Raw genomic sequence first — 24,227 nt, 5'->3', positions numbered from 1 at the left:
TCGGGGGGCGGGCTTCGGCCGTTCGAATATCTGTCTAAGATTCACCCCCATGACGGAAACGCACGCGCGGCCCAGGCGCCGCCGACGCCGCATTCTGCGGATCACCCTGCTGCTGGTCGCCGTGCTGATCCTGGGCGCGGCCGGGGCAGGCTGGTGGACGTACAGCCATCTCAACGGCAACATCGACAGCGTCGACCTGGATCAGGCGATCGGGGACAACCGCCCCCCGAAGGTGGTCGCGAACGCGCAGAACATCCTGGTGCTCGGTTCCGATTCGCGCGCCGGCGCCAATGCCGATCTCGACCACGGCGACGTGAGCGGCGCCCGCTCGGACACCGCGATGCTGGTGCACATACCCGAGGGCCGGGCCAAGGCGACCGCGGTGAGCATCCCCCGCGACACCCTGATCACCCGGCCCGAGTGCAAGGACGGCAAGGGCAAGACGCTGCCGTCCGCCAAGCGGGTCATGTTCAACTCGGTGTACTCGCTCGCCGGTCCGGCCTGTGTGGTCAACACGGTGGAGCAGATGTCCGGCGTACGCGTGGACCACTTCGTCGAGGTCGACTTCGCCGGCTTCAAGGGCCTGGTGGACGCGCTGGGCGGGGTCACCGTCACCCTCGACAAGCCGATGAGCGGGGCCAAGGGCGGCCTGAAGCTGGACGCGGGCACGCACCGGCTGAACGGCACCGACTCGCTCAAGTTCGTCCGTACCCGCTACGGCTACGGCGACGGCAGCGACCTCGGGCGCATAGGCCTGCAGCAGCAGTTCATGCTGGCGATGCTGTCGGAGATCAAGAAGCAGGACGCCCTCGGCAACCCGGCCCGGCTGTACAAGCTCGCGGACGCCGGGACCAAGTCGCTGACCACCGACTCCGACCTCGCCTCGCTCACCGCGCTGTCCGACTTCGCGCAGAGCATGAAGGGCGTGAACCCGGACACGATGGAGACGATCATGCTGCCGGTCGCCTACGACAAGGTGGACCCGAACCGCGTGGTCGTCGCCGAGCCGCAGGCCACCCAGCTGTGGGACGCCCTGCGCAAGGACGAGAAGGTCCCCGCCTCGGCGAAGGACTCCCCCGCCAAGGGCTGACGGGCCCGCGCACACGGAAGCCGGCCGTACGGGTGACCCGTACGGCCGGCTTCCGTCGTTCCACCGGCGGAATCCCGTGTTCTAGAACTCCGCGTTGGCGCCGACCTTGCCGAGGCGGCTGTGCGAGCGTCCGTAGGCGAAGTAGACGACGACGCCGATGGCCATCCAGACGCCGAAGCGGATCCAGGTCTCGGCCGGCAGGTTGAGCATCAGCCAGAACGAGGCCGCGATCGACAGGATCGGGATCACCGGCACCCACGGGCAGCGGAACGCCCGGTGCAGGTCGGGGCGGGTCCGGCGCAGGATGATCACGCCGAGGGCGACGAGCACGAAGGCGAACAGGGTGCCGATGTTCACCAGTTCCGCGAGCTTCTCCAGACTGGTGAAGCCGGCGACGACGGCGATGATGCAGCCGAGCAGGAGGGTCGCCCGGTAGGGGGTGCGGTACTTGGGGTGGGTGACCGAGAAGACGCGCGGGAGCAGTCCGTCACGGCTCATCGCGAAGAACACGCGGGTCTGGCCCAGCAGCAGGATCATGCTCACGGTGATCAGGCCGACGGCCGCACCCAGACTGATGGCACCGGAGAAGAAGGGCTGGTTCACCGATTTGAACGCTTCGGCCAGTGGCGCCGTCGGTGACATCTCCGAGTACTTCTGCATGCCGGTGACCACCAGCGTCACGGCGACGTAGAGCACCGTGCAGATCAGCAGCGAACCGAGGATGCCGCGCGGCATGTCCCGCTGGGGGTTCTTGGTCTCCTCGGCGGCGGTGGCCACGACGTCGAAGCCGATGAAGGCGAAGAAGATGAGCGAGGCCGCGGTGAAGATGCCCATGACGCCGAAGTTGGTGGGCGCGTACCCGAACATCAGCTGGACCAGTGGCGCGTGCAGGCCGTTGCCCGCCTCCTGTGGCTGGGCCGGGGGGATGAACGGCGAGTAGTTGTCGGCCTTGATGAAGAACAGGCCCGCGATGATCACCAGCAGGACCACGAAGACCTTGATGGCGACCACGACCGCGGTGATCCGCGCCGAGAGCTTCGTGCCGACGACCAGGATCGCCGTCAGCGCCAGGATCAGCAGGAAGGCCAGCAGGTCGAAGTGTCCTCCGGCGTCCGGTCCGGACAGCGCGGTGGGCAGGTCCCAGCCCAGGTTGGTGTGCATCAGGTGGCGTACGTACCCGGACCAGCCGACCGCGACGACGGCGGTGCCGAGGGCGAACTCCAGCACCAGGTCCCAGCCGATGATCCACGCGGGCAGCTCACCGATGGAGGCGTACGAGAAGGTGTACGCGGATCCGGCCACCGGCACGGTGGACGCGAACTCGGCGTAGCAGAGCGCCGCGAGAGCGCAGACGATGCCCGCCGCCACGAAGGCGAGGGCGGTGGCGGGTCCGGCGTTGTTGCGGGCCGCGATGCCCGTCAGGACGAAGATGCCGGTGCCGATGATGACACCCACACCGAAAACCGTCAGGTCCCAGGCGGAGAGCGACTTCCGGAGCGCGTGTTCCGGCTCCTCAGTGTCGCGGATGGACTGCTCCACCGTCTTGGTGCGGAAGGGGCTGTTCATATCCCTACTCACCGACGCACCTCCGAAACAGGTGTCGACGCACGCGAACGGGCCGGGAGGCCCACCCCTTCAAGGGTGATCTCCCGGCCCGTGACGTGCAACCGCGCGGCGATCTAGTGGCCGGTACCCGTCCTAGTCGACGGCGGCGGCCGGCTCGCTGTCGTAGCGCCCGTCCAGCTTCGCCACCAGGCCCGTGACCTGCCGTGCGATGTCCGGAGCGGTCAGCCCGATCTCGGCCATGACCTCCTTGCGGGAGGCGTGGTCGAGGAAGCGCTGCGGGATGCCGAAGTCGCGCAGCGGTACGTCGACGCCCGCGTCCCGCAGGGCCTGCGAGACGGCGGAGCCCACGCCACCGGTGCGGCCGTTGTCCTCGACGGTGACGACCACGCGGTGGCGGTCGGCCAGCGGGGGCAGCGCCTCGTCCACGGGCTTGACCCAGCGCGGGTCGACCACGGTCGAGGTGATGCCCTGCTTGTCGAGCAGGTCGGCGATCTCCAGGCACATCGGGGCGAGCGCGCCGACCGAGACGATCAGTACGTCCGGGCGGGTGACGTCGGCGCCGGGAGCGCGCAGCACGTCCATGCCGCCGACCTTGCCGACGGCCGGCACGGCCGGGCCGACGACGCCCTTGGAGTAGCGGACGACGGTCGGCGCGTCCTTGACCTCGACGGCCTCGCGCAGCTGGGCGCGCAGCTGCTCGGCGTCACGCGGGGCGGCCAGCCGCAGACCGGGCACGACCTGCATGATCGACATGTCCCACATGCCGTTGTGGGAGGCGCCGTCGGTGCCGGTGACACCGGCTCGGTCCAGGACGAAGGTGACCCCGCACTTGTGCAGGGCCACGTCCATCAGGACCTGGTCGAAGGCGCGGTTGAGGAAGGTCGCGTACACCGCGAAGACCGGGTGGGCGCCGCCGGTGGCCAGGCCCGCCGCCGAGGTGGCGCCGTGCTGCTCGGCGATGCCGACGTCGTAGATCCGGTCCGGGAAGGCGTCCGCGAACTTCTTCAGGCCGACCGGCTGGAGCATGGCCGCGGTGATGCCGACGATGTCCTTGCGCTCCTTGCCGAGCCTGACCATCTCGTCGGCGAAGACGGAGGTCCAGCTGGCGGCGTCGGTGGAGACGGGCAGGCCGGTGTCGGGGTGGATCGGACCGATGCCGTGGAAACGGTCGGCCTCGTCCTGCTCCGCGTGGGTGTAGCCGCGGCCCTTCTGGGTGAGGCAGTGCACGATGACCGGGCCGCTGAAGCGCTTGGCGCGCTGCAGGGCGGACTCCAGCGCCACGATGTCGTGGCCGTCGATGGGACCGATGTACTTCAGGCCCAGGTCCTCGAACATGCCCTGCGGGGCGATGAAGTCCTTGAGGCCCTTCTTGGCGCCGTGCAGGGTCTCGAAGAGCGGCTTCCCGACGACCGGGGTGCGCTCCAGGATCTCCTTGCCGCGGGCCAGGAAGCGCTCGTAGCCGTCCGTGGTGCGCAGGGTGGCCAGGTGGTTCGCGAGGCCGCCGATGGTGGGGCCGTACGAGCGCTCGTTGTCGTTGACGACGATGACCAGCGGGCGGTCCTTGGCGGCGGCGATGTTGTTCAGCGCCTCCCAGGCCATGCCGCCGGTCAGCGCGCCGTCGCCGATGACGGCGGCGACGTGGTGGTCCTCGCGGCCGAGCACCTCGTTGGCCTTGGCGAGGCCGTCGGCCCAGCCCAGCACGGTGGAGGCGTGCGAGTTCTCGATCACGTCGTGGTCGGACTCGGCGCGCGAGGGGTAGCCGGACAGGCCGCCCTTGGAGCGCAGGTTGCCGAAGTCCTGGCGGCCCGTGAGCAGCTTGTGGACGTAGGCCTGGTGGCCGGTGTCGAAGAGGACCTTGTCCTTGGGCGATTCGAAGACCCGGTGCAGGGCGATCGTCAGTTCGACCACGCCGAGGTTGGGGCCGAGGTGCCCGCCGGTCTTGGAGACGGCGTCGACGAGGAAGGACCTGATCTCTGCGGCGAGCTGGTCGAGCTCCTCCTGGCTGAGCCGGTCCAGATCGCGCGGTCCCTTGATGCGGGTCAGCAGCACCCGTGCCTCCTTGCAGTTGCTTGCTGGTCTGTCGAGTCTAATGTTCCGCTGCGCGGCGCGGTCATCGGGCCGTCCCGGCGGAGTCACACCTTTGTCATACATGTACGCACGACCGCGCGGCCACACATCACATACGGGCGTATACCCGCACAGGAGTACCCGCACATGTACGCACGGATGCCCGGCGCCACGTGAAGTGGCGCCGGGCACTGTGACCGGTCTTACCGCCGGATGCCGCTCCGGCGGGCAGTCGGCCGCGCCGTCAGGCGCGTCCGGCCGTCTTCTGGGTCTTGCGCGAGACCGAGTCGATCACCACGGTGGTCAGCAGCACCGCACCGGTGATCATGTACTGGATCGGCGTCGCGATGCCTTCCAGTGCCAGACCGTACTGGATCGAGATGATGACCATGACGCCGAGGAGGGCGTTCCAGGTCCGGCCCCGGCCACCGAAGAGGCTGGTGCCGCCGATGACGGCCGCCGCGATCACGTTCATCAGCAGGTCGCCGGCGCCGGCGCTCTGGTTGGCCGCCGCGATCTTGGAGGCCCAGAACAGACCGCCGATGGCGGCGAAGGTGCCGGAGATCGCGAAGACCGTGATCCGGATCCGGGTGACGTTGATGCCCGCACGGCGGGAGGCCTCGACGCTGCCACCCAGTGCGAAAACGTTTCGCCCGAAGGTCGTGCGACGGAGCACGAAGTCCGTGACGACCAGCGCCAGCAGGAAGAGCACCACCGCGAGCGGCAGGCCCTTGTACTGGTTGAACACCACGGCGGGGCCGAAGGTGAACACGGCGAGCAGGCCGGTGCGCAGCAGGATCTCGGCGAGCGGCCGGGAGGGCATCCCGGCGGCGTCGCGGCGCTTCGCGTCGAAGTAGGCCGCGAGGAAGTAGCCGGCCACCGCGAGCGCGGCCAGCCCGTAGGCGACGGCCACGTCCGAGAAGAAGTACGTGGTCAGCTGGCCGACCACGCCGTCGGAGTCGATGTTGATCGTGCCGTTGCTGCCGAGGATCTGCAGCATCGCGCCCAGCCAGAAGAGCAGGCCCGACAGGGTGACGGCGAAGGCCGGGGCGCCGATCCTGGCGAAGAAGAAGCCGTGGATGGAGCCGATCACGGCGCCGCCGGCCACGGCCGCCAGGATCGCCAGCCACTCGTTCACGCCGTGCGTGACGGCGAGGACCGCGACGATCGCGCCCGAGACGCCGCTGACGGAGCCGACCGAGAGGTCGATCTCGCCGAGCAGCAGCACGAAGATGATGCCGATGGCGATCATGCCGGTGGCGGTCATCGTGATCGCGATGTTGGTGAGGTTCTCCGGGGAGAGGAAGTTCGAGTTCAGGCCCTGGAAGATGGACCAGATCACGATCAGACCGATGACGACCGGGATGGAGCCCAGGTCGCCGGCCTTCATCTTGCGCTTGAACTCGCCCACGTACCCGGCGAGGCCCTGCTCCCTGACGAGGAGGCGGGGGTCCACGGCCGGGATCGCGTCGTGGGCGGCCGCCGGGTTGACCGGGTCGATGTACTCCTGCGATCCGGCGGGGCCGCCCTTGCCCAGTGGGTCGGTGGCGGGGTTCTGGGTGCTCACTTGCCGGCCTCCGAGGTGCGGGCCGCCCGGCGGGTCACGGCGTTGTCCGTGGCACCGGTGATGGCGGAGATGATCTCTTCCTGCGAGGTGTCGGCGACGTTGAAGACACCGTTGTTGCGGCCCAGCCGCAGGACCGCCACCTTGTCGGCGACGGCCTTCACATCGGCCATGTTGTGGCTGATGAGGATGACGGCGTGACCGCGCTCGCGCAGCCGCTCCACCAGGTCGAGCACCTGTGCGGTCTGCTCGACGCCGAGCGCGGCGGTGGGCTCGTCGAGGATGACGAGCCGGGGCTCGCCCAGCATGGAGCGGGCGATCGCCACGGTCTGGCGCTGACCGCCGGAGAGCGAGGCGATGGGGATACGGACGCTGGGGATCCGGATGGACAGGGTGGTCAGGAGCTCGCGGGCGCGCCGCTCCATCTCCACCTCGTCGAGGACGCCGTGGCGCTTGAGTTCGCGGCCGAGGAAGAGGTTGCCGACGACATCGATGTTGTCGCACAGCGCCAGGTCCTGGTAGACCGTCGCGATGCCCAGGTTCTGGGCGTCATGGGGCTTGCCGATGGAGACCGGGCGGCCCTCCCACTCGATGACACCTTCATCGATGGGGTGCACGCCGGCGATCGTCTTGACCAGCGTGGACTTTCCGGCACCGTTGTCGCCGACGAGGGCGACCACTTCACCGGAGTGGATCTCGAGTTCTACGTCGGTCAGGGCCTGAACGGCGCCGAACCGCTTCGAGACCCCTCGCAACGCCAGCACGGGCGCAGCGGACACATGAACCATCTCCTTCGCCGCCTGACCGGCGGGGATGTCGTGCAAAAGAGCAGGAGCGGGGCGAATGGGGGGAGGATCGTTTCTGCCCGGCGCCCCGCCGCGTGGCGGGGATGAGTGGGCGGGGCGCCGGTCAGGCACGGGGGGCCGCCTCGCGAGGAGGCGACGGGGGCCGCTACTTCAGACCGGCCGCGGCGCAGGCCGCCGCGTACTTGTCGGTGCAGATCTCGGCGACCGAGTAGACGCCGTCCTTGACGACCGTGTCGTTGATGTTGCCCTTGGTCAGCGAGACGACCGGGATCAGCACGGACGCGACGCCCTTGGTGGTCGGGCTGTCGACGGTGGAGGTGGTGATTCCGTCGAGCTTCTCGCCCTTGGCGAGGGCGACGGCCATCTTCGCGGCGGCCTCGGCCTCGGGAGCGTAGGGCTTGTAGACGCTCATGAACTGCTCGCCCGCGACGATGCGCTGCACACCGGCGAGTTCGGCGTCCTGGCCGGTGACCGGCGGCAGGGGGTCGACGCCGGCGGCCTTGAGGGCGGTGATGATGCCGCCCGCCATGCCGTCGTTGGCCGAGTAGACGCCGACGACCTTGTCCTTGCCGAGCGCGGAGAGCGCGGCCGCCATGTTGGTGTTGGCGTTCTCCGGCTTCCACTCGACGGTGTCGTACTCCTTGCCGACGTTCACCTTGCCGTCGAGGACGGAGTGCGCGCCGGACTTGAAGAGCTTGGCGTTCGGGTCGGTGACCGAGCCGTTCATCATGACGATCTGGCCGTCCTTGGCCTTGTCGCCCAGCGCCTCCAGCAGCGCCTTGCCCTGGACCTTGCCGACCTCTTCGTTGTCGAAGGAGGTGTACGCGTCGATCGGGCCCTCGGCCAGGCGGTCGTAGGCGATGACCGGGATACCGGCCTCCTTCGCCTTCTTGACCGAGCCGGCGATGGCCTTGGAGTCCACCGCGTCGACGATCAGGACGTCCACCTTGTTGGTGATCATCGTGTCGACCTGGGAGTTCTGCGTGGTCGCGTCCTGCTTGGCGTTGGCGTAGACGACCTTGCCCTTGCCGCCGGTGAGCTCCGCGACCTTCTTCTCGATGAGCGGCTTGTCGAACTTCTCGTAACGCGCGGTCTGGTTCTCCGGCAGGAGCAGACCGACCTTGATCGCGTCGCCCTTGGCAGCGCCGGAGGACTCCTTCGTCGTGTCGCCGGCCTCCTTCGCACTGCCGCAAGCGGCGAGCGAAACGGCCATGGCACCGGCGGCAACAGCTACGGCGGCTCTGCGCATACGCGTGTTCATTACTTGAACCTCCCTGACGAGGCCGCAGCACTGCGGCCGAGGTGGATGTGAGTCAACCCCGGCCGCGTTTTGCCGTCAAGGAGTGAATCCTTAACGAGATGACAACGGTGCCATCCGTTATCTACCTGAAGGCAAGACGGCGGGAGCTCGCACTCCACTTCCATGGTCTGACAAAAGCGTCGAATCGCCCATCTCGCTGAGTACGAGCGCCAGCGCGCCCAGCACCTCGGCCCGTCCGCCCAGGGACCCGGTCAGCACCGACAGTTGCCGCGCCGCGCTGGGAATCGCGTACCTCCCCACTGATTCACGGATGGGCGCCAGCACGAGTTCACCGGCCTCCGCGAGCGAGCCGCCCAGCACCACCCGGCTGGGGTTCAGCAGGTTGCACAGACTGGCCACGCCGCTGCCGATGTGGCGGCCCACGTCCGTGATCACGCGGCGGCAGCCCGGGTCCCCGTCCCGGGCCAGTTCGACCACCCGCTCCATCGTCAACTCCGGTCCGTGCGTGCCCTGGAGCAGCGGCAGGACGTACCGGGCGGCGGTGAAGGTCTCCAGGCATCCGCGGTTGCCGCAGCGGCAGACCGGGCCCGATTCGTCCAGCGTGATGTGCCCGATCTCGCCCGCGGTGCCCCCCGGTCCGCGGTAGATCTGGCCGTTGATGACCAGGCCGGCGCCGACGCCGCTGGCCACCTTGATGTACGCCAGGTCCTTTACTCCCCGCCCGCTCCCCCAAACGAGCTCACCGAGGGCGCCGAGGTTCGCGTCGTTGTCCACGTACACCGGCACGCCGAGGCGCTGCGAGAGCTCCTGGCGGGGGTTGATGCCCGCCCAGCCCGGCAGGATCGCGGTCGAGCCCAGGGTCCCGGACTCCACGTCGATCGGGCCCGGCACGCCGAGACCGACGCCGATGACCTTCTCCAGCCCCACCCCGATGTCCGCGATCAACCGCCCGACCAGGGCCTCCGCCCGGTTGAAGCCGTCCGCCCAGGAGGCGTCGACGTCCAGCGGCTCGGACTCCTCGGCCAGCACCTGATGGGCCAGGTTCCCCACCGCCACCCGCAGGTGGGTGTGGCCGAAGTCGACGCCGATGACGATCCCCGCGTCACCGCTGAGCGAGACGCTGCGCGCACGCCGGCCCCCCGCCGACGTGTCGGTGACCTCGACGGTCCCGCCTTCCTTCAGTTCCCGGACGATGTTGGAGACCGTGGCCGCCGACAGTCCGGTGGTGCGGGCGATCTCCGCCTGGGTCAGCGATCCCGCGAGCCGCACCGCCCGCACGACCCGTTCGAGATTCGCGCGATGCAGCGAGGACTGCGATCCGGGAGTCTGCACGACTCATCCACTCCTGCCCATAAGCGACGGCAAGCCGTCGCCCCCCGGCCGGGACACGTCGCGGTTTCGCGCTTCGAGACCCCGGCGTCTCTCCAACTTGTGAACCTTAAGTCGAGCCTTTGCGCATCCACACGTCAAGAGGCTGACACGGCACGAAACGGCCGTACTGGCCGAAAGGGGGAGGGAACCGTCCCCCTGGATCGTGCTACGGTCGCTGAGGCGCCGGTCCTCTGCGGCCTTTCCGGCCGGATCGGGCGCCCGTCATGACAGCGCTACGCGAGGAGGTGTTCGGGATGAGTCCCGATCGAAGTCCTTGCCGCGCTCTCGTCGGCTGACCTGTTGATCAGCTGACCCGTACCCGAGTGCGCACGGCCGCGGATCACCGCTGTCCCGTGCGCGGTCGCGTTTCTTTCCATTCTCTTCCTTCCGCGTGCCCCGGCAGCTCCGTCGGCCACGCTCACCCCCGGCTCCCCCCTCGGCCGTCGCCGAGGCGTGTCCCGGGACCACTCACCATGCCCACCGGCGCGCCCCGCGGCCCTCCCGGCCGCTCCGCGCCGACCTGTGATCACTCCACGTGACCGCGCGGCTTCGCGCTGCCCGGACGCCGTGGAGGGAGGTATTCGTCATGACCATGCTCACCCCCCGTACCCCGACGAAGCTCGCACCGCCGGGCCGGTCCCGCCGCGAGCGCAGGAGCGCCGAGCTGGAGTCCCGTACCCGGCTCGTCGGCGAGCGCCTCGCCGAGACGAGCGCCCGGCCCGTCGTCCGGGTCCTGCAGTCCGTGGACGCCTCGCACCACGGCCTCACCCACGCCGAGGCCGCGCTGCGCCTGGAGCGCCACGGTCCCAACGTCGTCGCCCAGGAGCGCGCCCCGCGCTGGTACGTCCAGCTGGCGAAGGCCTTCTGGAACCCGTTCATCGCCGTCCTGGTCTTCCTGGCCGCGGTCATGTACTGGCAGGACCCCGCGGACCCGGGCGTCGTCATCCTCTCCGTGATGGTGGGGATCAGCGGGCTGCTGCGCTTCTGGCAGGAGTACCGCTCGGGCCGCGCCGCCGACGCGCTGAAGAGGCTCGTCACCACCACCTGCGCGGTGCAGCGCCGGGCCGGCAGCGGCTCCGGGCCCACCACCTTCGAGGTGCCCATGGACCGGGTGGTCCCGGGCGACGTGGTCAGGCTGGCCGCCGGCGACCTGGCCCCGGCCGACCTGCGGCTGATCAGCGCGAAGGACCTGATGGTCAGCCAGGCCGCCCTCTCCGGCGAGTCCCTGCCGGTCGCCAAGGCCGACACGGGCACCCGCGGCGAGGACCTCGGCCGGCAGCCGGCCACCGACCCGGTCGAGGCCGACAACCTGGTGCTGATGGGCACCTCGGTCACCTCCGGCACCGCCACCGGCGTCGTCGTCGCCACCGGCGCCGACACGTACTTCGGCTCGATGGCCGGCTCGCTGGTGGGCGAGCGCCCGCAGACCAACTTCGACACCGGCGTGCGCAAGGTCAGCTTCCTGCTGATCCGCTTCATGCTGGTGATGGTCCCCGTCGTCTTCATGATCAACGGCTTCACCAAGGGCGACTGGGACGAGGCCTTCCTCTTCGGCATCGCCGTCGCCGTCGGCCTGACCCCCGAGATGCTGCCGATGGTCGTCTCAGCCAACCTGGCGCGCGGCGCGGTCGCCATGGCCAAGCGCAAGGTGGTCGTCAAGCGGCTCAACGCGATCCAGAACCTGGGCGCGATGGACGTGCTCTGCACGGACAAGACCGGCACCCTCACCGAGGACCGGATCGTCCTGGACCGCTACCTGGACGTGCACGGCAACGAGGACAACGAGGTCCTGGAGTACGGCTACCTCAACGCGCACTTCCAGACGGGCCTGCGGAACCTCATGGACCAGGCGGTCATCGACCGCGTCAACGAGGCCGAGGAGGTTGTCGTCGACGCACGGTTCTCGATGGTCGACGAGATCCCCTTCGACTTCGCCCGGCGCCGGATGTCCGTGATCCTCAACCGGAACAGCATGGTGGGCGACGCCGGCCGCGCCGAGCACGTCATGATCACCAAGGGCGCCGTCGAGGAGGTCCTGGACCTCTGCACGCACATGACCGACCGCGGCACCGTTGTAGAGCTGACCGAGCAGCTGCGGTGGCACGTCACCCGGATCGCGGAGGACAACAACCGCCGGGGCCTGCGCGTCCTCGCCGTCGCCACCCGCACCGTCGGCACTCCGCGCGACACCTACACGGTCGCCGACGAGGACCGGCTGACCCTGGTCGGCTTCCTCGCCTTCCTCGACCCGCCGAAGGCCGACGCCGGACGCGCCCTGCAGGGCCTGGCCGACAAGGGCGTCGCCGTCAAGGTGGTCACCGGCGACAACGACCTCGTCGCCGCCCGGGTCTGCGCCGACGTCGGCATCGAGGTCGGGCACGTGGTGCTCGGCACCGAGATCGACGGCCTCGACGAGCCGGAACTGCGCGCGCTGGCCGCCCGTACGACGGTCTTCGCCAAGGTCAACCCGGTCCAGAAGGCCCGGATCGTCCGGGCGCTGCAGGCCGACGGCCACACGGTCGGCTTCCTCGGCGACGGCATCAACGACGCCGCCGCGCTGCGCGACGCCGATGTCGGCATCTCGGTGGACACCGCCGTCGACATCGCCAAGGAGTCGGCGGACATCATCCTGCTGGAGAAGGACCTGACCGTCCTGGAGCAGGGCGTGGTCCAGGGCCGCACCACCTTCGGCAACACGATCAAGTACATCAAGATGACGGCGTCGTCGAACTTCGGCAATGTCTTCTCGGTGCTGGTGGCCAGCGCCTTCATCCCCTTCCAGCCGATGCTCGCGATCATGCTGCTGGTCCAGAACCTGGTCTACGACATCTCGCAGCTGGCGACCCCGTGGGACCGGATGGACGAGGAGTACCTGCGCAAGCCCCGGAACTGGGACGCCAAGGGCATCGGCCGCTTCATGATCACCATCGGCCCGGTCAGCTCGATCTTCGACATCTCGATGTTCCTGATCATGTGGCACGTCTTCGCGGCCGACAGCGAGGCGAGCCAGTCCCTCTTCCAGTCCGGCTGGTTCATCGAGGGCCTGCTCTCGCAGACCCTGATCGTCCACATGATCCGTACCCGGAAGATCCCCTTCATCCAGTCCCGCGCCTCCTGGCCGGTGATGGTGACGACGGTCCTCGCGGTGCTGACCGGGCTCTGGCTGCCCTTCTCCCCGCTGGCTCCCACGCTCGGCTTCGTGGCCCTGCCGGCGAGCTACTTCCCGTGGCTGATCGGCGTGCTGCTCGCCTACTGCACGCTCACCCAGCTCGTGAAGACCTGGTACATCCGCACCTTCGACACCTGGCTCTGAGAACCCCGAGATCCCCGAGAGGAGGAAAAGCCGATGACCAGCGAGTGGATCATGGCCGGTCACATGGCCGCGGCCCTCGGGTTCGGGGCCGCGATCGGAGTGGAGCGGCAGTGGCGGGCGCGCATGGCGGGGCTGCGGACCAATGCCCTGGTGGCGGGCGGCGCCGCACTGTTCGTCCTGGCCGCCTTCGGCACGGTGGGCGTGGTGGGGGCGAACCTCCTGCTGCGCCCGCTGGGCCGGCGGCTGGACCGCGAGCCGCGCGGCGGGGCCGAGGTGGCCACCGACTACCACTTCGAGGCGGTGTGCCTGGAGACGGAGGAGGCCCACATCCGGCACCGGCTGGCGGACGCGCTCGCCCGGCCGGGGTACCAGCTCCGGGAGATCCGCAGTGCGGACGGGCCGGACCCCGGCAAGGTGACCGTGTCCGCGCTGCTGACCGCCGAGGGCGAGGGGGCCCGGGCGCTGGAGGAGGCCGTCAGCACCCTCTCGCTCGACCCCTCGGTCTCGGCGGTCGGCTGGTCGGTGGTCCCCGCGTGACCTACTTCAGGGTGGCGGAGGTCAGGCCGGCCTGGATCTGGCGCTGGAAGGAGAGGTAGACCACCAGCATCGGGATCATCGCGATCGTCACGCCGGCGAACAGCACGGGCAGGTCGGTCTCGTAGCCCTGCTGCTGCTGGAGCTGGATCAGACCCTGGGTGAGCAGGTAGCGCTCGGGGTCCGATCCCGTCTGGGGCTGCATCAGCACGGAGGGCAGGATGTACTGGTTCCACTGGCCCAGGATGTTGAATATCCCGACGCTGATCAGGCCGGGCTTGGCCATCGGCACCATCACCTGGAAGAAGATCCGGGTGTCGGAGGCCCCGTCGATCACCGCCGCCTCGTGCACCGCCGTCGGCAGCGTGCGGAAGAACGAGTGCATGAAGAAGACGGTGAACGGCATCGAGTAGGCGACGTACACGAGGATCAGGCCCTGGTACGTGTTCAGCATGTCGAAGCGCTTGACCATGAAGAACAGCGGGACCAGCGCGAGGAACACGGGGAACATCGCCCCGCTGACGAAGAAGTAGTAGATGAACCGGTTCCCCGGGAAGGGGTAGCGGGCCAGGACGTACGCCGCCATCGAGCCGAGCAGCATCGTCAGCGGGACCGAGAACACCATCACGATCAGCGTGTTGGCGAAGTAGTCGCCGATGCCCTTGTCCCAGGCCCGGCCGAAGGCGTCGACGTTCCAGTTGGAGGGCCAGCTGAGGGCCGAGCCGCCGATCTGCGCGTCGGTCTTGAAGGAGCCGAGCGCCAGCCAGATCAGGGGCAGGACGATCAGTATGGCCCAGACGGCGAGGAAGCCGTGGGAGAAGACGTTGAGGACCATGCCCTCGGAGCCCTTGCCGCCCCGTTCCCCGCTCGGGCCGGCTCCCCCGGACCGCTCCGCGGCCTTTTCGCCCGGAGCCTTGATCACTGTGGTCATGAGGGTCTCCCGCTCAGAACTCGATGCGCTCGCGGCGGGTGGCGCGCAGCGTGATGACGGAAAGGATCATGGTGAGGACGAGCATGACCACGCCCATGGCGCAGGCGTAGCCGCTCTTGCCGAAGTAGAGGAAGTTCCTCATCAGCACCGTGGCCATGACCTCGCTGTGGTGGTCGGGGCCGCCGCCGAACTGGCCCGAGGTCATGGTCGACACGAGGACGAACATGTCCATCGCGGCGATGCCCAGGTAGACCGCGGAGGTCTGCACGGAGTCCCACAGCAGGGGCAGCGTGACCTTGAAGAAGGTCTGGGCGCGCCCCGCCCCGTCGAGCAGGGCGGCCTCGTAGATGTCCTTGGGGACGGACTGCATGGCCGCCGAGAAGAGCACGAGGTAGAAGCCGACGCCGTGCCAGACGACCACGAGGAGCAGGCACCAGAGCACGAGCCTCGGCTCATTGAGCCATTCGATGGGGTGCAGCCGGTCGACCAGGCCGAGCTTGATGAGGACGCCGTTGAGCAGGCCGCCCTCGTCGGTGCGGTACACGGCCCCGAAGAGCACCGCGAGGATGGCGAGCGAGAGCACCTGCGGGAAGAAGTAGACGATCTTGTAGAAGCCCGATCCCCGCACGCCCTGCACCCCGCCGGCCCCGCCCCGCCCGCCCGCGTTCACCATGAAGGCGAAGAAGAGGGCGAGCAGGATGGTGACCGCCGGGACGAACACCAGGAGCAGCAGGTTGTGCCACAGGGCGCCGCGGAAGACCTCGTCCTTCATCAGGGCCGTGTAGTTGTCCACCCCGACGAAGTCGAAGGTCGGCGACTGGCCCGTCCAGTTGGTGAAGGAGTAGCCGAACGTCTGTACGTACGGCCAGATGACGAAGGTCAGGTACAGCGCGAGGGGTGCGAGGAGGAAGCCGGCGATGAAGCCGCTCCGTCCTCTGCCCTGGGCTACTTGGCTCATGGTGTCCGTCCCTGGTGTGCCGGTGACCGGTGGGGCGCGCGATCAGCTGCGACGGTTGTTCTTGGCGTTCGGGTCCTGCGCCGCCTTGTCTACCGCAGCCTGAGCCCGCTTGATCCACTCCTTCGGCTGAATCCGCTTGGCCATCAGCTCATTGGACGCGTCCTGGAGGGCCGTGTCCATCTCGCTGTACCAGTCGGGGTAAAGGTAGTTGAAGGTGTTCGTCCCCGCCGCCTTGAGGGCGGTCACCGCGGACTGGGTGCCCGGCCGCAGCTTGACGTTCGGATCCACGCCGTCCTTGACCACGGTGAGCGAGTTGGCCTGCTGGGCGAAGATCGTCGACCACTCGCGGGAGAGCATCGAGCGGATGAACTCCAGGCCGCCGGCCTTGTTGGCCGCCTTCTCCGGCACGATGAAGGGCTCGCCGGCGCCGGCCCGGATGGCCTCGAAGGGCAGCTTGCTGTCGGCCAGCAGCGGGACCGGCAGGAACTGCATGTCGAAGTCGTCGGGGGTCTGCTTGAGCTGCTCGTTCTCCAGCCAGGAGCCGGAGGGGATGAAAGCCGCCTTGTACTGGTTCCACGCGGTCTGGGACTCGGTGTGGGTGAGGCCGTTGGTGCCCGGCAGCAGCAGGTCCTTCTCGACCACCTCGTAGACCGCCTCGACGGCGGCGAGGGCGGCCGCGCTGCCCTCGAAGGCGTTCGGCTCCAGGTTGTCGATCGCCTTCATGGCGTCCAGACCGCCCTTCTTGGCGATCAGGTCCATGATGACGACGTTGATGTAGTACGGGAACTTCCCCTGGTGGGCCAGTCCGCCGATGCCGGCCTCCTTGGCCTTCGCGCAGACCCCGAGGAACTCGTCCCAGGTCTTGGGCGGCGTCCAGCCCTTCTCCTTGAAGAGCTTCCCGGAGTACCAGAAGCCGAAGACGGTGTAGACGTAGTTCAGGGAGACGAACTTACCGCCCTGCGTGCCCTGTTCGATGGTGCCGGCGATCAGCAGGTCGCGGACCTTCTTGCTCGGGTCGTCGAGCGAGGGCGCGTCGAGCACCGGGGTGAGGTCGGCGAGCTGGTTGCTCTTGAAGAGCACGTCCAGCTTGATCTTCTGGGCGCCGGAGTCGTCGACGACGTCCGGCGGGTTCCCGCCGTTGAAGCGCGTCTGGAGCTTGCCGGTGATCTCCTGGGTGCCGAGGTGGGAGCTGGTGGTGCCCCACTTCTTGTCGAAGGCGGCCTCCCAGGCCTTCGCGTAGTCGTCACCGAACCCGCCCTTGAAGACGACGACGTCGAGCTTGCCGCCCTTGGCGACGCCGAAGGGGTTCTCCTTGGTCACCGCGGCCTTGTCCGGCCCCTTCGTCGTGTCCTCACCGCCGGAGGCGCAGGCGGACAGGAAGCTCATCGTGGGCACCGAGATCAGTCCCAGCGCCGCGGAGCGCTTGATCAGGTCACGGCGGCCGAGGCCCTCACCAGTGGATCCCATGCTCATGTCCTCGCCTTCGTCAGAAGTGTGAAGGAGGCCGGAAATCACGACGGCACCGCGCATGCGGACATCACCGCAGGTCCCCGCCATCCCCCGGTCCGGTGCCGCCCAGTACCGCGGCGATCCGGACGGGCACAGGTATAGTCCACTTCCGCTCGTGTGAGCAAGATCATGCACACGGTTACCTGTCAGCTTTTCCGAGTTGAGACCTCCCCGAAACCTGGCCCCGGCCGGAAAAGGCGGAAGGGCCGCACCCCCTTAACGGGGATACGGCCCTTTGGTGCCGCTACGGTCCTCAGCCTCGGATGAGGTTCCGGAGCACGTACTGCATGATGCCGCCGTTGCGGTAGTAGTCCGCCTCACCCGGCGTGTCGATGCGGACGACCGCGTCGAACTCCACACCGGTGTCGGTGGTCACCTTGACGGTGCGCGGGGTGGTGCCGTTGTTCAGCTCCTCCACACCGGTGAAGGCGAAGGTCTCCTCGCCGGTGAGGCCCAGGGAGGCGGCGGTGGCGCCCTCCGGGAACTGCAGGGGCAGGACGCCCATGCCGATCAGGTTGGAGCGGTGGATGCGCTCGTAGGACTCGGCGATGACGGCCTTGACGCCGAGCAGCGCGGTGCCCTTGGCGGCCCAGTCGCGGGAGGAGCCGGAGCCGTACTCCTTGCCCGCCAGGATGACCAGCGGGATGCCGGCGGCCTGGTAGTTCTGCGAGGCGTCGTAGATGAACGCGACCGGCGCGCCCTCGACGGTGAAGTCGCGGGTGAAGCCGCCCTCGGTGCCCGGCGCGATCTGGTTGCGCAGGCGGATGTTGGCGAAGGTACCGCGGATCATGACCTCGTGGTTGCCGCGGCGGGAACCGTACGAGTTGAAGTCGCGGCGCTCGACGCCGTGCTCCGTGAGGTACTTGCCGGCCGGGGTGTCGGCCTTGATCGCACCGGCCGGGGAGATGTGGTCGGTGGTGACCGAGTCGCCCAGCTTCGCCAGCACGCGGGCGCCGGCGATGTCGGAGACCGGGGTGGTCTCCATCGTCATGCCCTCGAAGTAGGGGGGCTTGCGGACGTAGGTGGACTGCGGGTCCCACTCGAAGGTGTTGCCGGTGGGGATGGACAGCGCCTGCCACTGGGCGTCGCCCGCGAAGACGTCCTGGTAGGACTTGCTGAACATGTCCTCGCCGATGGCGTTCGCCACGACGTCGTTGACCTCGGCCTCGGAGGGCCAGATGTCCGCGAGGAAGACCGGCTTGCCCTCGGTGTCGGTGCCGATGGCGTCCTTGGTGATGTCCACCTTCATGGAGCCCGCGATGGCGTACGCGACGACCAGCGGCGGGGAGGCCAGGTAGTTCATCTTGACGTCGGGGTTGATCCGGCCCTCGAAGTTGCGGTTGCCCGAGAGGACCGAGGTGACCGCGAGGTCGTGCTCGTTGATCGCCTTCGAGATCTCCTCGTCCAGCGGACCGGAGTTGCCGATGCAGGTGGTGCAGCCGTACCCGACGAGGTTGAAGCCCATCTTGTCGAGGTACGGGGTCAGGCCGGCCTTGTCGAAGTAGTCGGTGACGACCTTCGAGCCCGGGGCCAGGGTGGTCTTGACCCACGGCTTGCGGGTCAGGCCCTTCTCGACGGCCTTCTTGGCCACGAGCGCCGCGGCGACCATGACGTAGGGGTTCGAGGTGTTGGTGCACGAGGTGATCGCGGCGACGGTGACGGCGCCGTGGTCGATCTCGAAGGAGGTGCCGTCGGCCAGGGTGACCTGGGTCGGGCGGCTCGGGACGCCGTTGGCGGAGGCCGGGGCGTCGGAGGCCGGGAAGGACTCCTTGCCCGCCTCGTCGTCGTCCTCGACGTAGTTGCGCACGTCGAGCGCGAACTGCTGCGAGGCGTTCGCGAGGACGATGCGGTCCTGCGGGCGCTTCGGGCCGGCGATGGAGGGGACGACCGTGGAGAGGTCGAGCTCCAGCTTCTCGGAGAAGTCCGGCTCGGCGGCCGGGTCCAGCCACAGGCCCTGCTCCTTGGCGTACGCCTCGACGAGCGCGACCTGCTGGGCGTCGCGGCCGGTCAGGCGCAGGTACTTCAGGGTCTCGTCGTCGATCGGGAAGATCGCGGCGGTGGAGCCGAACTCCGGCGACATGTTGCCGATGGTGGCGCGGTTCGCGAGGGAGGTGGCGGCGACGCCCTCACCGTAGAACTCGACGAACTTGCCGACGACGCCGTGCTTGCGCAGCATCTCGGTGATCGTCAGCACGAGGTCGGTGGCGGTGGTGCCGGTGGGCAGCTCGCCGGTCAGCTTGAAGCCCACGACGCGCGGGATCAGCATGGAGACCGGCTGGCCGAGCATCGCGGCCTCGGCCTCGATGCCGCCGACGCCCCAGCCCAGCACGCCCAGGCCGTTGACCATGGTGGTGTGCGAGTCGGTGCCGACGAGGGTGTCGGGGTACGCCTGGCCGTTCCGGACCATGACCGTGCGGGCCAGGTGCTCGATGTTGACCTGGTGGACGATGCCGGTGCCCGGGGGGACGACCTTGAAGTCGTCGAAGGCGGTCTGGCCCCAGCGCAGGAACTGGTAGCGCTCCTTGTTGCGGCCGTACTCCAGCTCGACGTTCTGCGCGAAGGCGTCCTTCGTGCCGAACTTGTCGGCGATGACCGAGTGGTCGATGACCATCTCGGCGGGCGAGAGCGGGTTGATCTTCGCCGGGTCGCCGCCGAGGGCCTTCACGGCCTCGCGCATGGTGGCGAGGTCCACGACGCAGGGGACGCCGGTGAAGTCCTGCATGATCACGCGAGCCGGCGTGAACTGGATCTCCTCGCTGGGCTGGGCCTGCGAGTCCCAGTTCCCGAGCGACCGGATGTGGTCGGCGGTGATGTTCGCGCCGTCCTCGGTACGGAGCAGGTTCTCCAGCAGGACCTTCAGGCTGTAGGGAAGGCGGGCGGAGCCCTCGACCTTGTCCAGCTTGAAGATCTCGTACGACTCGTCGCCCACCTGCAGCGTGCTGCGGGCGTCGAAGCTGTTCGCCGACACGACAGTCTCCTTCATGCATGAATTCGCGCGTATAACCGCATCCTGCCGCCACGCCCCTTGGCCAATCCGCTAAGGTAGGGCTAAGTTAGGTAACCCTTACCAGCGGGGGCGGCTGCGGTACGCCTTCGGCAGATATCTCGATGTCGAGATAACTCTAGTACATGTCCGGGTCCGGGGACGAGGCGCGCACCTGCGGACCGGCTCCGGCCTGCCGCCGACGCGCCGCTGCCCCGCCGCCGGCCCGCCGCCGAGGGGGCGCTTCGGGCCGCGTCGGGCGCGCGCCCCGCCGACACGCGAGGGCGTGTCGGGCACGCCGCCGCGGCGCCTCCTCGACGCGACCCGGGGGGAGCCGCCGACCCCTCCCCCTCACGCACAGGGGGGCGGCGACCACGCGCACAGGGGGCGGCACAGCGGCTCACCCGTCTGCCCGGCCGGACCGCCGAGGCATCACACACACGGGGAGCGACTATGGGACCTGACGGTCAATAACCCCCAAATCGACCATCTGACACACCCATCTGGCATACCCAGCGCGGGAGTCATCTCATATCTGAGATAACGTGCCCCCATGGCAGACGACTACCTCGTACGCATCGGCAAGCTCATCCGTGACGCCCGTCAACACCGGGGCTGGACACAGAGTCAGCTCGCCGAGGCACTCGGCACCAGCCAGAGTGCCGTGAACCGGATCGAGCGCGGCAACCAGAACATCAGCCTTGAGATGATCGCCCGCATCGGCGAAGCGCTCGACAGCGAGATCGTCTCCCTCGGCTACGCCGGCCCGATGCACCTGCGAGTGGTCGGCGGCCGCCGGCTGTCGGGCGCCATCGACGTCAAGACGAGCAAGAACGCGTGTGTCGCCCTGCTCTGCGGCTCGCTCCTCAACAAGGGCCGCACGGTGCTGAGGCGGGTGGCCCGCATCGAGGAGGTCTACCGCCTCCTGGAGGTGCTCAACTCCATCGGCGTCCGCACCCGCTGGATCAACGACGGCGTGGACCTGGAGCTGATCCCGCCGGCCCGCCTCGACCTGGAGGCCATGGACGCGGACGCGGCGCGCCGGACCCGGAGCATCATCATGTTCCTGGGCCCGCTGCTGCACCGGACGGACAGCTTCCGCCTCCCGTACGCCGGCGGCTGCGACCTCGGCACCCGCACCGTCGAGCCGCACATGATCGCCCTGCGCCGCTTCGGCCTGGACATCACCGCGACCGAGGGGATCTACCACGCGAAGGTCGAGGCCGGGGTCTCCCCCGACCGTCCGATCGTCCTGACCGAGCGCGGGGACACGGTCACCGAGAACGCGCTGCTGGCCGCCGCCCGGCACGACGGCGTCACCGTCATCCGCAACGCCTCCTCCAACTACATGGTCCAGGACCTCTGCTTCTTCCTGGAGGCGCTGGGCGTCAAGGTCGAGGGCGTCGGCACCACCACCCTCACCGTCCACGGCGTCCCGAACATCGACGTGGACGTGGACTACTCCCCCTCCGAGGACCCGGTCGAGGCGATGAGCCTGCTCGCCGCGGCGGTCGTCACGGAGTCGGAGCTGACCATCCGCCGGGTGCCGATCGAGTTCATGGAGATCGAGCTCGCGGTACTGGAGGAGATGGGCCTCGACCACGACCGCTCGGCGGAGTACGTCGCGGACAACGGCCGCACCCGCCTGGTGGACCTCACCGTCCGCCCGTCGAAGCTCGAAGCCCCGATCGACAAGATCCACCCGATGCCGTTCCCCGGGCTGAACATCGACAACGTCCCGTTCTTCGCGGCCATCGCCGCCGTCGCACAGGGCCAGACCCTGATCCACGACTGGGTGTACGACAACCGCGCCATCTACCTGACCGACCTCAACCGCCTCGGCGGCCGCCTCCAACTCCTGGACCCCCACCGCGTCCTGGTGGAGGGCCCCACCCGCTGGCGCGCCGCGGAAATGATGTGCCCCCCGGCCCTGCGCCCGGCGGTGGTCGTCCTCCTCGCGATGATGGCCGCGGAGGGCACCTCGGTCCTGCGCAACGTCTACGTGATCAACCGCGGCTACGAGGAACTGGCGGAACGCCTCAACTCGGTAGGCGCCCAGATCGAAATCTTCCGCGACATCTGACCGCCGAACCGCAGGCCAGGGGACGCTTTCCCGTCCCCTGGCCCGCCTGCGCCTGTGGGCCGTCGCCGGCCCGGGGCGATCGCAGACAGGGAACGTAGAGTGAATCTTCCGCGCACGCGCACCATGTCCTTACTTTCAGCTCTCGGAGCAGGCGCGGCGATAGGCACGCTGGGCGCGCTCGCGGGCACCTTCGACGGCCCGGTCTTTCACATCGTGAACCTCGTGTTCTCCGCGGGATGGTCGTGGGCGTGCCTGGCCTTCCTGATCGGATACACCCGGCCGTCGAAGACGGAGTCGGCGTGGCTGGCCGCTTCGGCACTGGCCATCGGTGTGACCGTCTACTACGTGCTCAAACATCTGAGGCCCGCCGCACCGATCGGAATGACATCCGACGGAATGAGCGGGGAGGGCATCTCGTCGGGAATTCTGGCCTGGGGAATCGCCGCCCTTCTCTTCGGCGCCCCGATGGGCCTCTTCGGGAACCTGGCACGGATCCCCGGAATCGGCGGACTCGCCTTCCGCCTCCTCGTCCCGCTCATCGCCTATGTCGAGACCTCCGCCCGCCTGAAGGTGGAAGCGGCCACTGCGGGACACTTCGTCGAAGTCACCTGGAGCACGATCCGCGTGCTCGCCGTCCTCACGGCCGTGGCTCTCGTAGCGCACACGGTGTGGGAGTGGGCACGCTCGACACGAAAGCCCGAAGGCCTGAAGGCCGGGCCTGACGCAGACTGAAGGAGCGTTTTGCCTTCTGGCCGGCCGCGGGAGGCGGTTATCCGGTCTCTGTGGTGCCGGCTGTCGGCCGAGGGCCGGCGGGAGGTAGACCGCCTGATCACCACGGGGCGCAACGTGCAGGCCATCTTGGTGATGCGCGAGTACGCCGACGGCCCCCAGCCGGGGATTCACGAGTGCGTGGACCTCCTCGACTGGCGTTTCACCGCCTTGCGTCAGACATCCGACGAGGGATGAAGCCGCCGGCCGGAGGTCGCGCCGGTTCGCCGCCGAGCCACGCTGACGCGCGCTTGCTCGCCCCTCATCGCCTGCGGCCGGCGGCCATCGATGACGCCCGCCGCTTCCCGGCAGGACGGCGACATGCCGGCTTCCTGGATCCCGCACAACGTCATGCCGGAGCTACCGAAGGCGTGGGACACGTCGGAGGTAAGGCCGTCCGCGACTGCCCTGTCCCCACGCGTCTCCACGGGCAAGTACCGCGGCCGCGAGACCTTGAACCACTCACCACCAGGTAGGTGGCGGCGTGGCCCCCATCCGCTGCCACCACACGACTTGTCGAAAGGCCTGGCGGAGCATCAGAAGCCCCTCCCTCACGTGGCAGACGCCGCGCCACGGCAGGGGTGCGCCTGAGGCCGTCGGACCGTCAAACCCCTTAGTCAAGCGATGTGCCGGCGGACCGCCCCTTGGGACGGGGCTCCCCTCTTCGACCTGCGGAAGCCAGCCTCCGGCAGTGACTTCTGACGACCCGTTCAACATGTCCGGGGTTCCTTCCCAAAAGCCTCCCCCGGACCCCACGAAGCCCGAGCCGGGCAACGACCCCAAGCAGGACGGCCACCTCACCGTCGGCGACGCGATCATGGGCGTGGCCGCCCTCGGCCTCGCCGCCGTGGTCGCCGCCGAAGAGGCCAAGCGCCAGGCCAAGAAGGACCGCGACAGTTGCCTCGGGGTCCTCTTCGGCATCCTGATCGTTATCGGTCTGATCAGCAGCGCCTGCGACGGCCCGGACGAAGAACCCGCGCCCTCCCGAACCTCGACCTACGGAACCCGTTGATGAACAGCAACAAGAAGATCGCCGTCGTCAAGCTCCACGCCCACGTCGCACCGCTCCCGTGGAGCGCCGAGCAGGACCCGCTCGGCCGTGAGGTCAACGGTTGGGAGGACGGGATGGCCCTGGAGGACATCTACCGCAGCAGCCGCGGGATCTGGGCCTTCGACCCCGCGAAGGTCGAGGCGTGCGATCACGTGCTGTTCACCGCCGGCGGCCTCGTCCGCCTGATCATCGAGCTGACCGGCACCGAGTCCGGTCTGCGGCGCCCCGACACCGGGGCAAGGATGCGCGCCTTCGTCGGGAACGTCGTCACCTCAGGCCCGGTCTACGGGCAGTGGTTCGAGAAGCCCAACCCCTGTACGAACCCCAACCGGCGGCTGTTGATCACCTTCGTCGGTGCCTGACCGGTGGTGC

Annotated in this window: 17 protein-coding genes; 7 read left to right on the top strand and 10 right to left on the bottom strand. The window is 68.7% G+C overall.

Annotated features, from left to right (window positions below; translation table 11 throughout):
- Nucleotides 1-49 precede the first annotated feature (49 nt).
- The gene (locus tag ACFYZ4_RS18275) at nt 50-1,090 is read left to right on the top strand and encodes an LCP family protein (protein WP_351287481.1); all 1,041 of its coding nucleotides are present in this window, start codon (nt 50-52) and stop codon (nt 1,088-1,090) included.
- A gap of 81 nt (nt 1,091-1,171) precedes the next feature.
- On the opposite strand, the gene ACFYZ4_RS18270 is transcribed toward ACFYZ4_RS18275, so the two are convergent.
- From ACFYZ4_RS18270 to ACFYZ4_RS18245, 6 genes are all read right to left on the bottom strand, one after another.
- Nucleotides 1,172-2,656, bottom strand: coding sequence for an amino acid permease (locus tag ACFYZ4_RS18270; protein WP_351287479.1), 1,485 nt, complete (start codon nt 2,654-2,656; stop codon nt 1,172-1,174).
- Nucleotides 2,657-2,788: 132 nt separating this feature from the next.
- The gene (gene dxs / locus ACFYZ4_RS18265; RefSeq protein WP_351287478.1) at nt 2,789-4,705 is read right to left on the bottom strand and encodes a 1-deoxy-D-xylulose-5-phosphate synthase; all 1,917 of its coding nucleotides are present in this window, start codon (nt 4,703-4,705) and stop codon (nt 2,789-2,791) included.
- A gap of 262 nt (nt 4,706-4,967) precedes the next feature.
- Nucleotides 4,968-6,260, bottom strand: coding sequence for a sugar ABC transporter permease (locus ACFYZ4_RS18260; protein ID WP_390784380.1), 1,293 nt, complete (start codon nt 6,258-6,260; stop codon nt 4,968-4,970).
- A gap of 26 nt (nt 6,261-6,286) precedes the next feature.
- Nucleotides 6,287-7,075 carry an ATP-binding cassette domain-containing protein gene (locus ACFYZ4_RS18255; RefSeq protein ID WP_351287476.1) on the bottom strand — a complete coding sequence of 263 codons (789 nt, stop codon included), beginning with the start codon at nt 7,073-7,075 and terminating at the stop codon, nt 6,287-6,289.
- A 163-nt stretch (nt 7,076-7,238) separates the two neighbouring features.
- Nucleotides 7,239-8,354 (bottom strand): substrate-binding domain-containing protein, encoded by a 1,116-nt coding sequence (locus ACFYZ4_RS18250; RefSeq protein ID WP_351585532.1) that lies wholly within the window; start codon nt 8,352-8,354, stop codon nt 7,239-7,241.
- A 117-nt stretch (nt 8,355-8,471) separates the two neighbouring features.
- Nucleotides 8,472-9,686: an ROK family transcriptional regulator gene (locus ACFYZ4_RS18245; protein WP_351287472.1), complete on the bottom strand. Its 1,215-nt coding sequence runs from the start codon at nt 9,684-9,686 to the stop codon at nt 8,472-8,474.
- Nucleotides 9,687-10,311: 625 nt separating this feature from the next.
- On the opposite strand from ACFYZ4_RS18245, the gene mgtA reads away from it, so the two are divergent.
- Both mgtA and ACFYZ4_RS18235 read left to right on the top strand, forming a co-directional pair.
- The gene (gene mgtA / locus ACFYZ4_RS18240) at nt 10,312-13,038 is read left to right on the top strand and encodes a magnesium-translocating P-type ATPase (RefSeq protein ID WP_390784344.1); all 2,727 of its coding nucleotides are present in this window, start codon (nt 10,312-10,314) and stop codon (nt 13,036-13,038) included.
- A 33-nt stretch (nt 13,039-13,071) separates the two neighbouring features.
- Nucleotides 13,072-13,575, top strand: a complete 504-nt coding sequence (locus tag ACFYZ4_RS18235; RefSeq protein ID WP_390784343.1) for an MgtC/SapB family protein — start codon at nt 13,072-13,074, stop codon at nt 13,573-13,575.
- A 1-nt stretch (nt 13,576) separates the two neighbouring features.
- On the opposite strand, the gene ACFYZ4_RS18230 is transcribed toward ACFYZ4_RS18235, so the two are convergent.
- From ACFYZ4_RS18230 to acnA, 4 genes are all read right to left on the bottom strand, one after another.
- Nucleotides 13,577-14,503 carry a carbohydrate ABC transporter permease gene (locus ACFYZ4_RS18230; RefSeq protein WP_351287467.1) on the bottom strand — a complete coding sequence of 309 codons (927 nt, stop codon included), beginning with the start codon at nt 14,501-14,503 and terminating at the stop codon, nt 13,577-13,579.
- Between the two features lie 13 nt (nt 14,504-14,516).
- Entirely contained in the window at nt 14,517-15,461 is a 945-nt protein-coding gene (locus tag ACFYZ4_RS18225) for a sugar ABC transporter permease (RefSeq protein ID WP_351287465.1), read from the bottom strand.
- A gap of 42 nt (nt 15,462-15,503) precedes the next feature.
- Nucleotides 15,504-16,928 carry an N-acetylglucosamine/diacetylchitobiose ABC transporter substrate-binding protein gene (ngcE, locus tag ACFYZ4_RS18220; protein WP_384340481.1) on the bottom strand — a complete coding sequence of 475 codons (1,425 nt, stop codon included), beginning with the start codon at nt 16,926-16,928 and terminating at the stop codon, nt 15,504-15,506.
- A gap of 295 nt (nt 16,929-17,223) precedes the next feature.
- Nucleotides 17,224-19,953 (bottom strand): aconitate hydratase AcnA, encoded by a 2,730-nt coding sequence (gene acnA / locus ACFYZ4_RS18215; RefSeq protein WP_390784342.1) that lies wholly within the window; start codon nt 19,951-19,953, stop codon nt 17,224-17,226.
- A gap of 553 nt (nt 19,954-20,506) precedes the next feature.
- Between acnA and ACFYZ4_RS18210 the strand changes: the two genes are divergently transcribed.
- The 4 genes from ACFYZ4_RS18210 (at nt 20,507) to ACFYZ4_RS18195 (ending at nt 24,217) form a co-directional block, all read left to right on the top strand.
- Nucleotides 20,507-22,036: a UDP-N-acetylglucosamine 1-carboxyvinyltransferase gene (locus ACFYZ4_RS18210; RefSeq protein ID WP_351287460.1), complete on the top strand. Its 1,530-nt coding sequence runs from the start codon at nt 20,507-20,509 to the stop codon at nt 22,034-22,036.
- Nucleotides 22,037-22,135: 99 nt separating this feature from the next.
- A complete protein-coding gene (locus ACFYZ4_RS18205) occupies nt 22,136-22,768 on the top strand; it encodes a hypothetical protein (RefSeq protein ID WP_390784341.1) in 633 nt (210 codons plus the stop codon).
- 727 nt (nt 22,769-23,495) lie between these two features.
- The gene (locus tag ACFYZ4_RS18200; RefSeq protein ID WP_390784340.1) at nt 23,496-23,816 is read left to right on the top strand and encodes a hypothetical protein; all 321 of its coding nucleotides are present in this window, start codon (nt 23,496-23,498) and stop codon (nt 23,814-23,816) included.
- Entirely contained in the window at nt 23,816-24,217 is a 402-nt protein-coding gene (locus ACFYZ4_RS18195; protein ID WP_390784339.1) for a hypothetical protein, read from the top strand. Before ACFYZ4_RS18200 ends, ACFYZ4_RS18195 begins: the two co-directional genes overlap by 1 nt.
- Nucleotides 24,218-24,227 lie beyond the last annotated feature (10 nt).

This window comes from Streptomyces sp. NPDC001513 (assembly GCF_042894695.1).
In the GTDB taxonomy this organism is placed as follows: Bacteria; Actinomycetota; Actinomycetes; order Streptomycetales; family Streptomycetaceae; genus Streptomyces.
The sequence above is the reverse complement of the archived record's forward strand: the minus strand, read 5'-3'. Positions and strand labels throughout refer to the sequence as shown.

Excerpts from the sequence above, each read along its gene's own strand:
- mgtA (WP_390784344.1), top strand. The coding sequence starts at position 10,312 with ATGACCATGCTCACCCCCCGTACCCCGACGAAGCTCGCACCGCCGGGC.
- ACFYZ4_RS18235 (WP_390784343.1), top strand. The coding sequence starts at position 13,072 with ATGACCAGCGAGTGGATCATGGCCGGTCACATGGCCGCGGCCCTCGGG.
- ACFYZ4_RS18255 (WP_351287476.1), bottom strand. The coding sequence starts at position 7,075 with ATGGTTCATGTGTCCGCTGCGCCCGTGCTGGCGTTGCGAGGGGTCTCG.
- ACFYZ4_RS18195 (WP_390784339.1), top strand. The coding sequence starts at position 23,816 with ATGAACAGCAACAAGAAGATCGCCGTCGTCAAGCTCCACGCCCACGTC.
- ACFYZ4_RS18270 (WP_351287479.1), bottom strand. The coding sequence starts at position 2,656 with ATGAACAGCCCCTTCCGCACCAAGACGGTGGAGCAGTCCATCCGCGAC.
- ACFYZ4_RS18210 (WP_351287460.1), top strand. The coding sequence starts at position 20,507 with ATGGCAGACGACTACCTCGTACGCATCGGCAAGCTCATCCGTGACGCC.
- ACFYZ4_RS18225 (WP_351287465.1), bottom strand. The coding sequence starts at position 15,461 with ATGAGCCAAGTAGCCCAGGGCAGAGGACGGAGCGGCTTCATCGCCGGC.
- ngcE (WP_384340481.1), bottom strand. The coding sequence starts at position 16,928 with ATGGGATCCACTGGTGAGGGCCTCGGCCGCCGTGACCTGATCAAGCGC.
- ACFYZ4_RS18230 (WP_351287467.1), bottom strand. The coding sequence starts at position 14,503 with ATGACCACAGTGATCAAGGCTCCGGGCGAAAAGGCCGCGGAGCGGTCC.
- ACFYZ4_RS18275 (WP_351287481.1), top strand. The coding sequence starts at position 50 with ATGACGGAAACGCACGCGCGGCCCAGGCGCCGCCGACGCCGCATTCTG.
- ACFYZ4_RS18250 (WP_351585532.1), bottom strand. The coding sequence starts at position 8,354 with ATGAACACGCGTATGCGCAGAGCCGCCGTAGCTGTTGCCGCCGGTGCC.
- acnA (WP_390784342.1), bottom strand. The coding sequence starts at position 19,953 with ATGAAGGAGACTGTCGTGTCGGCGAACAGCTTCGACGCCCGCAGCACG.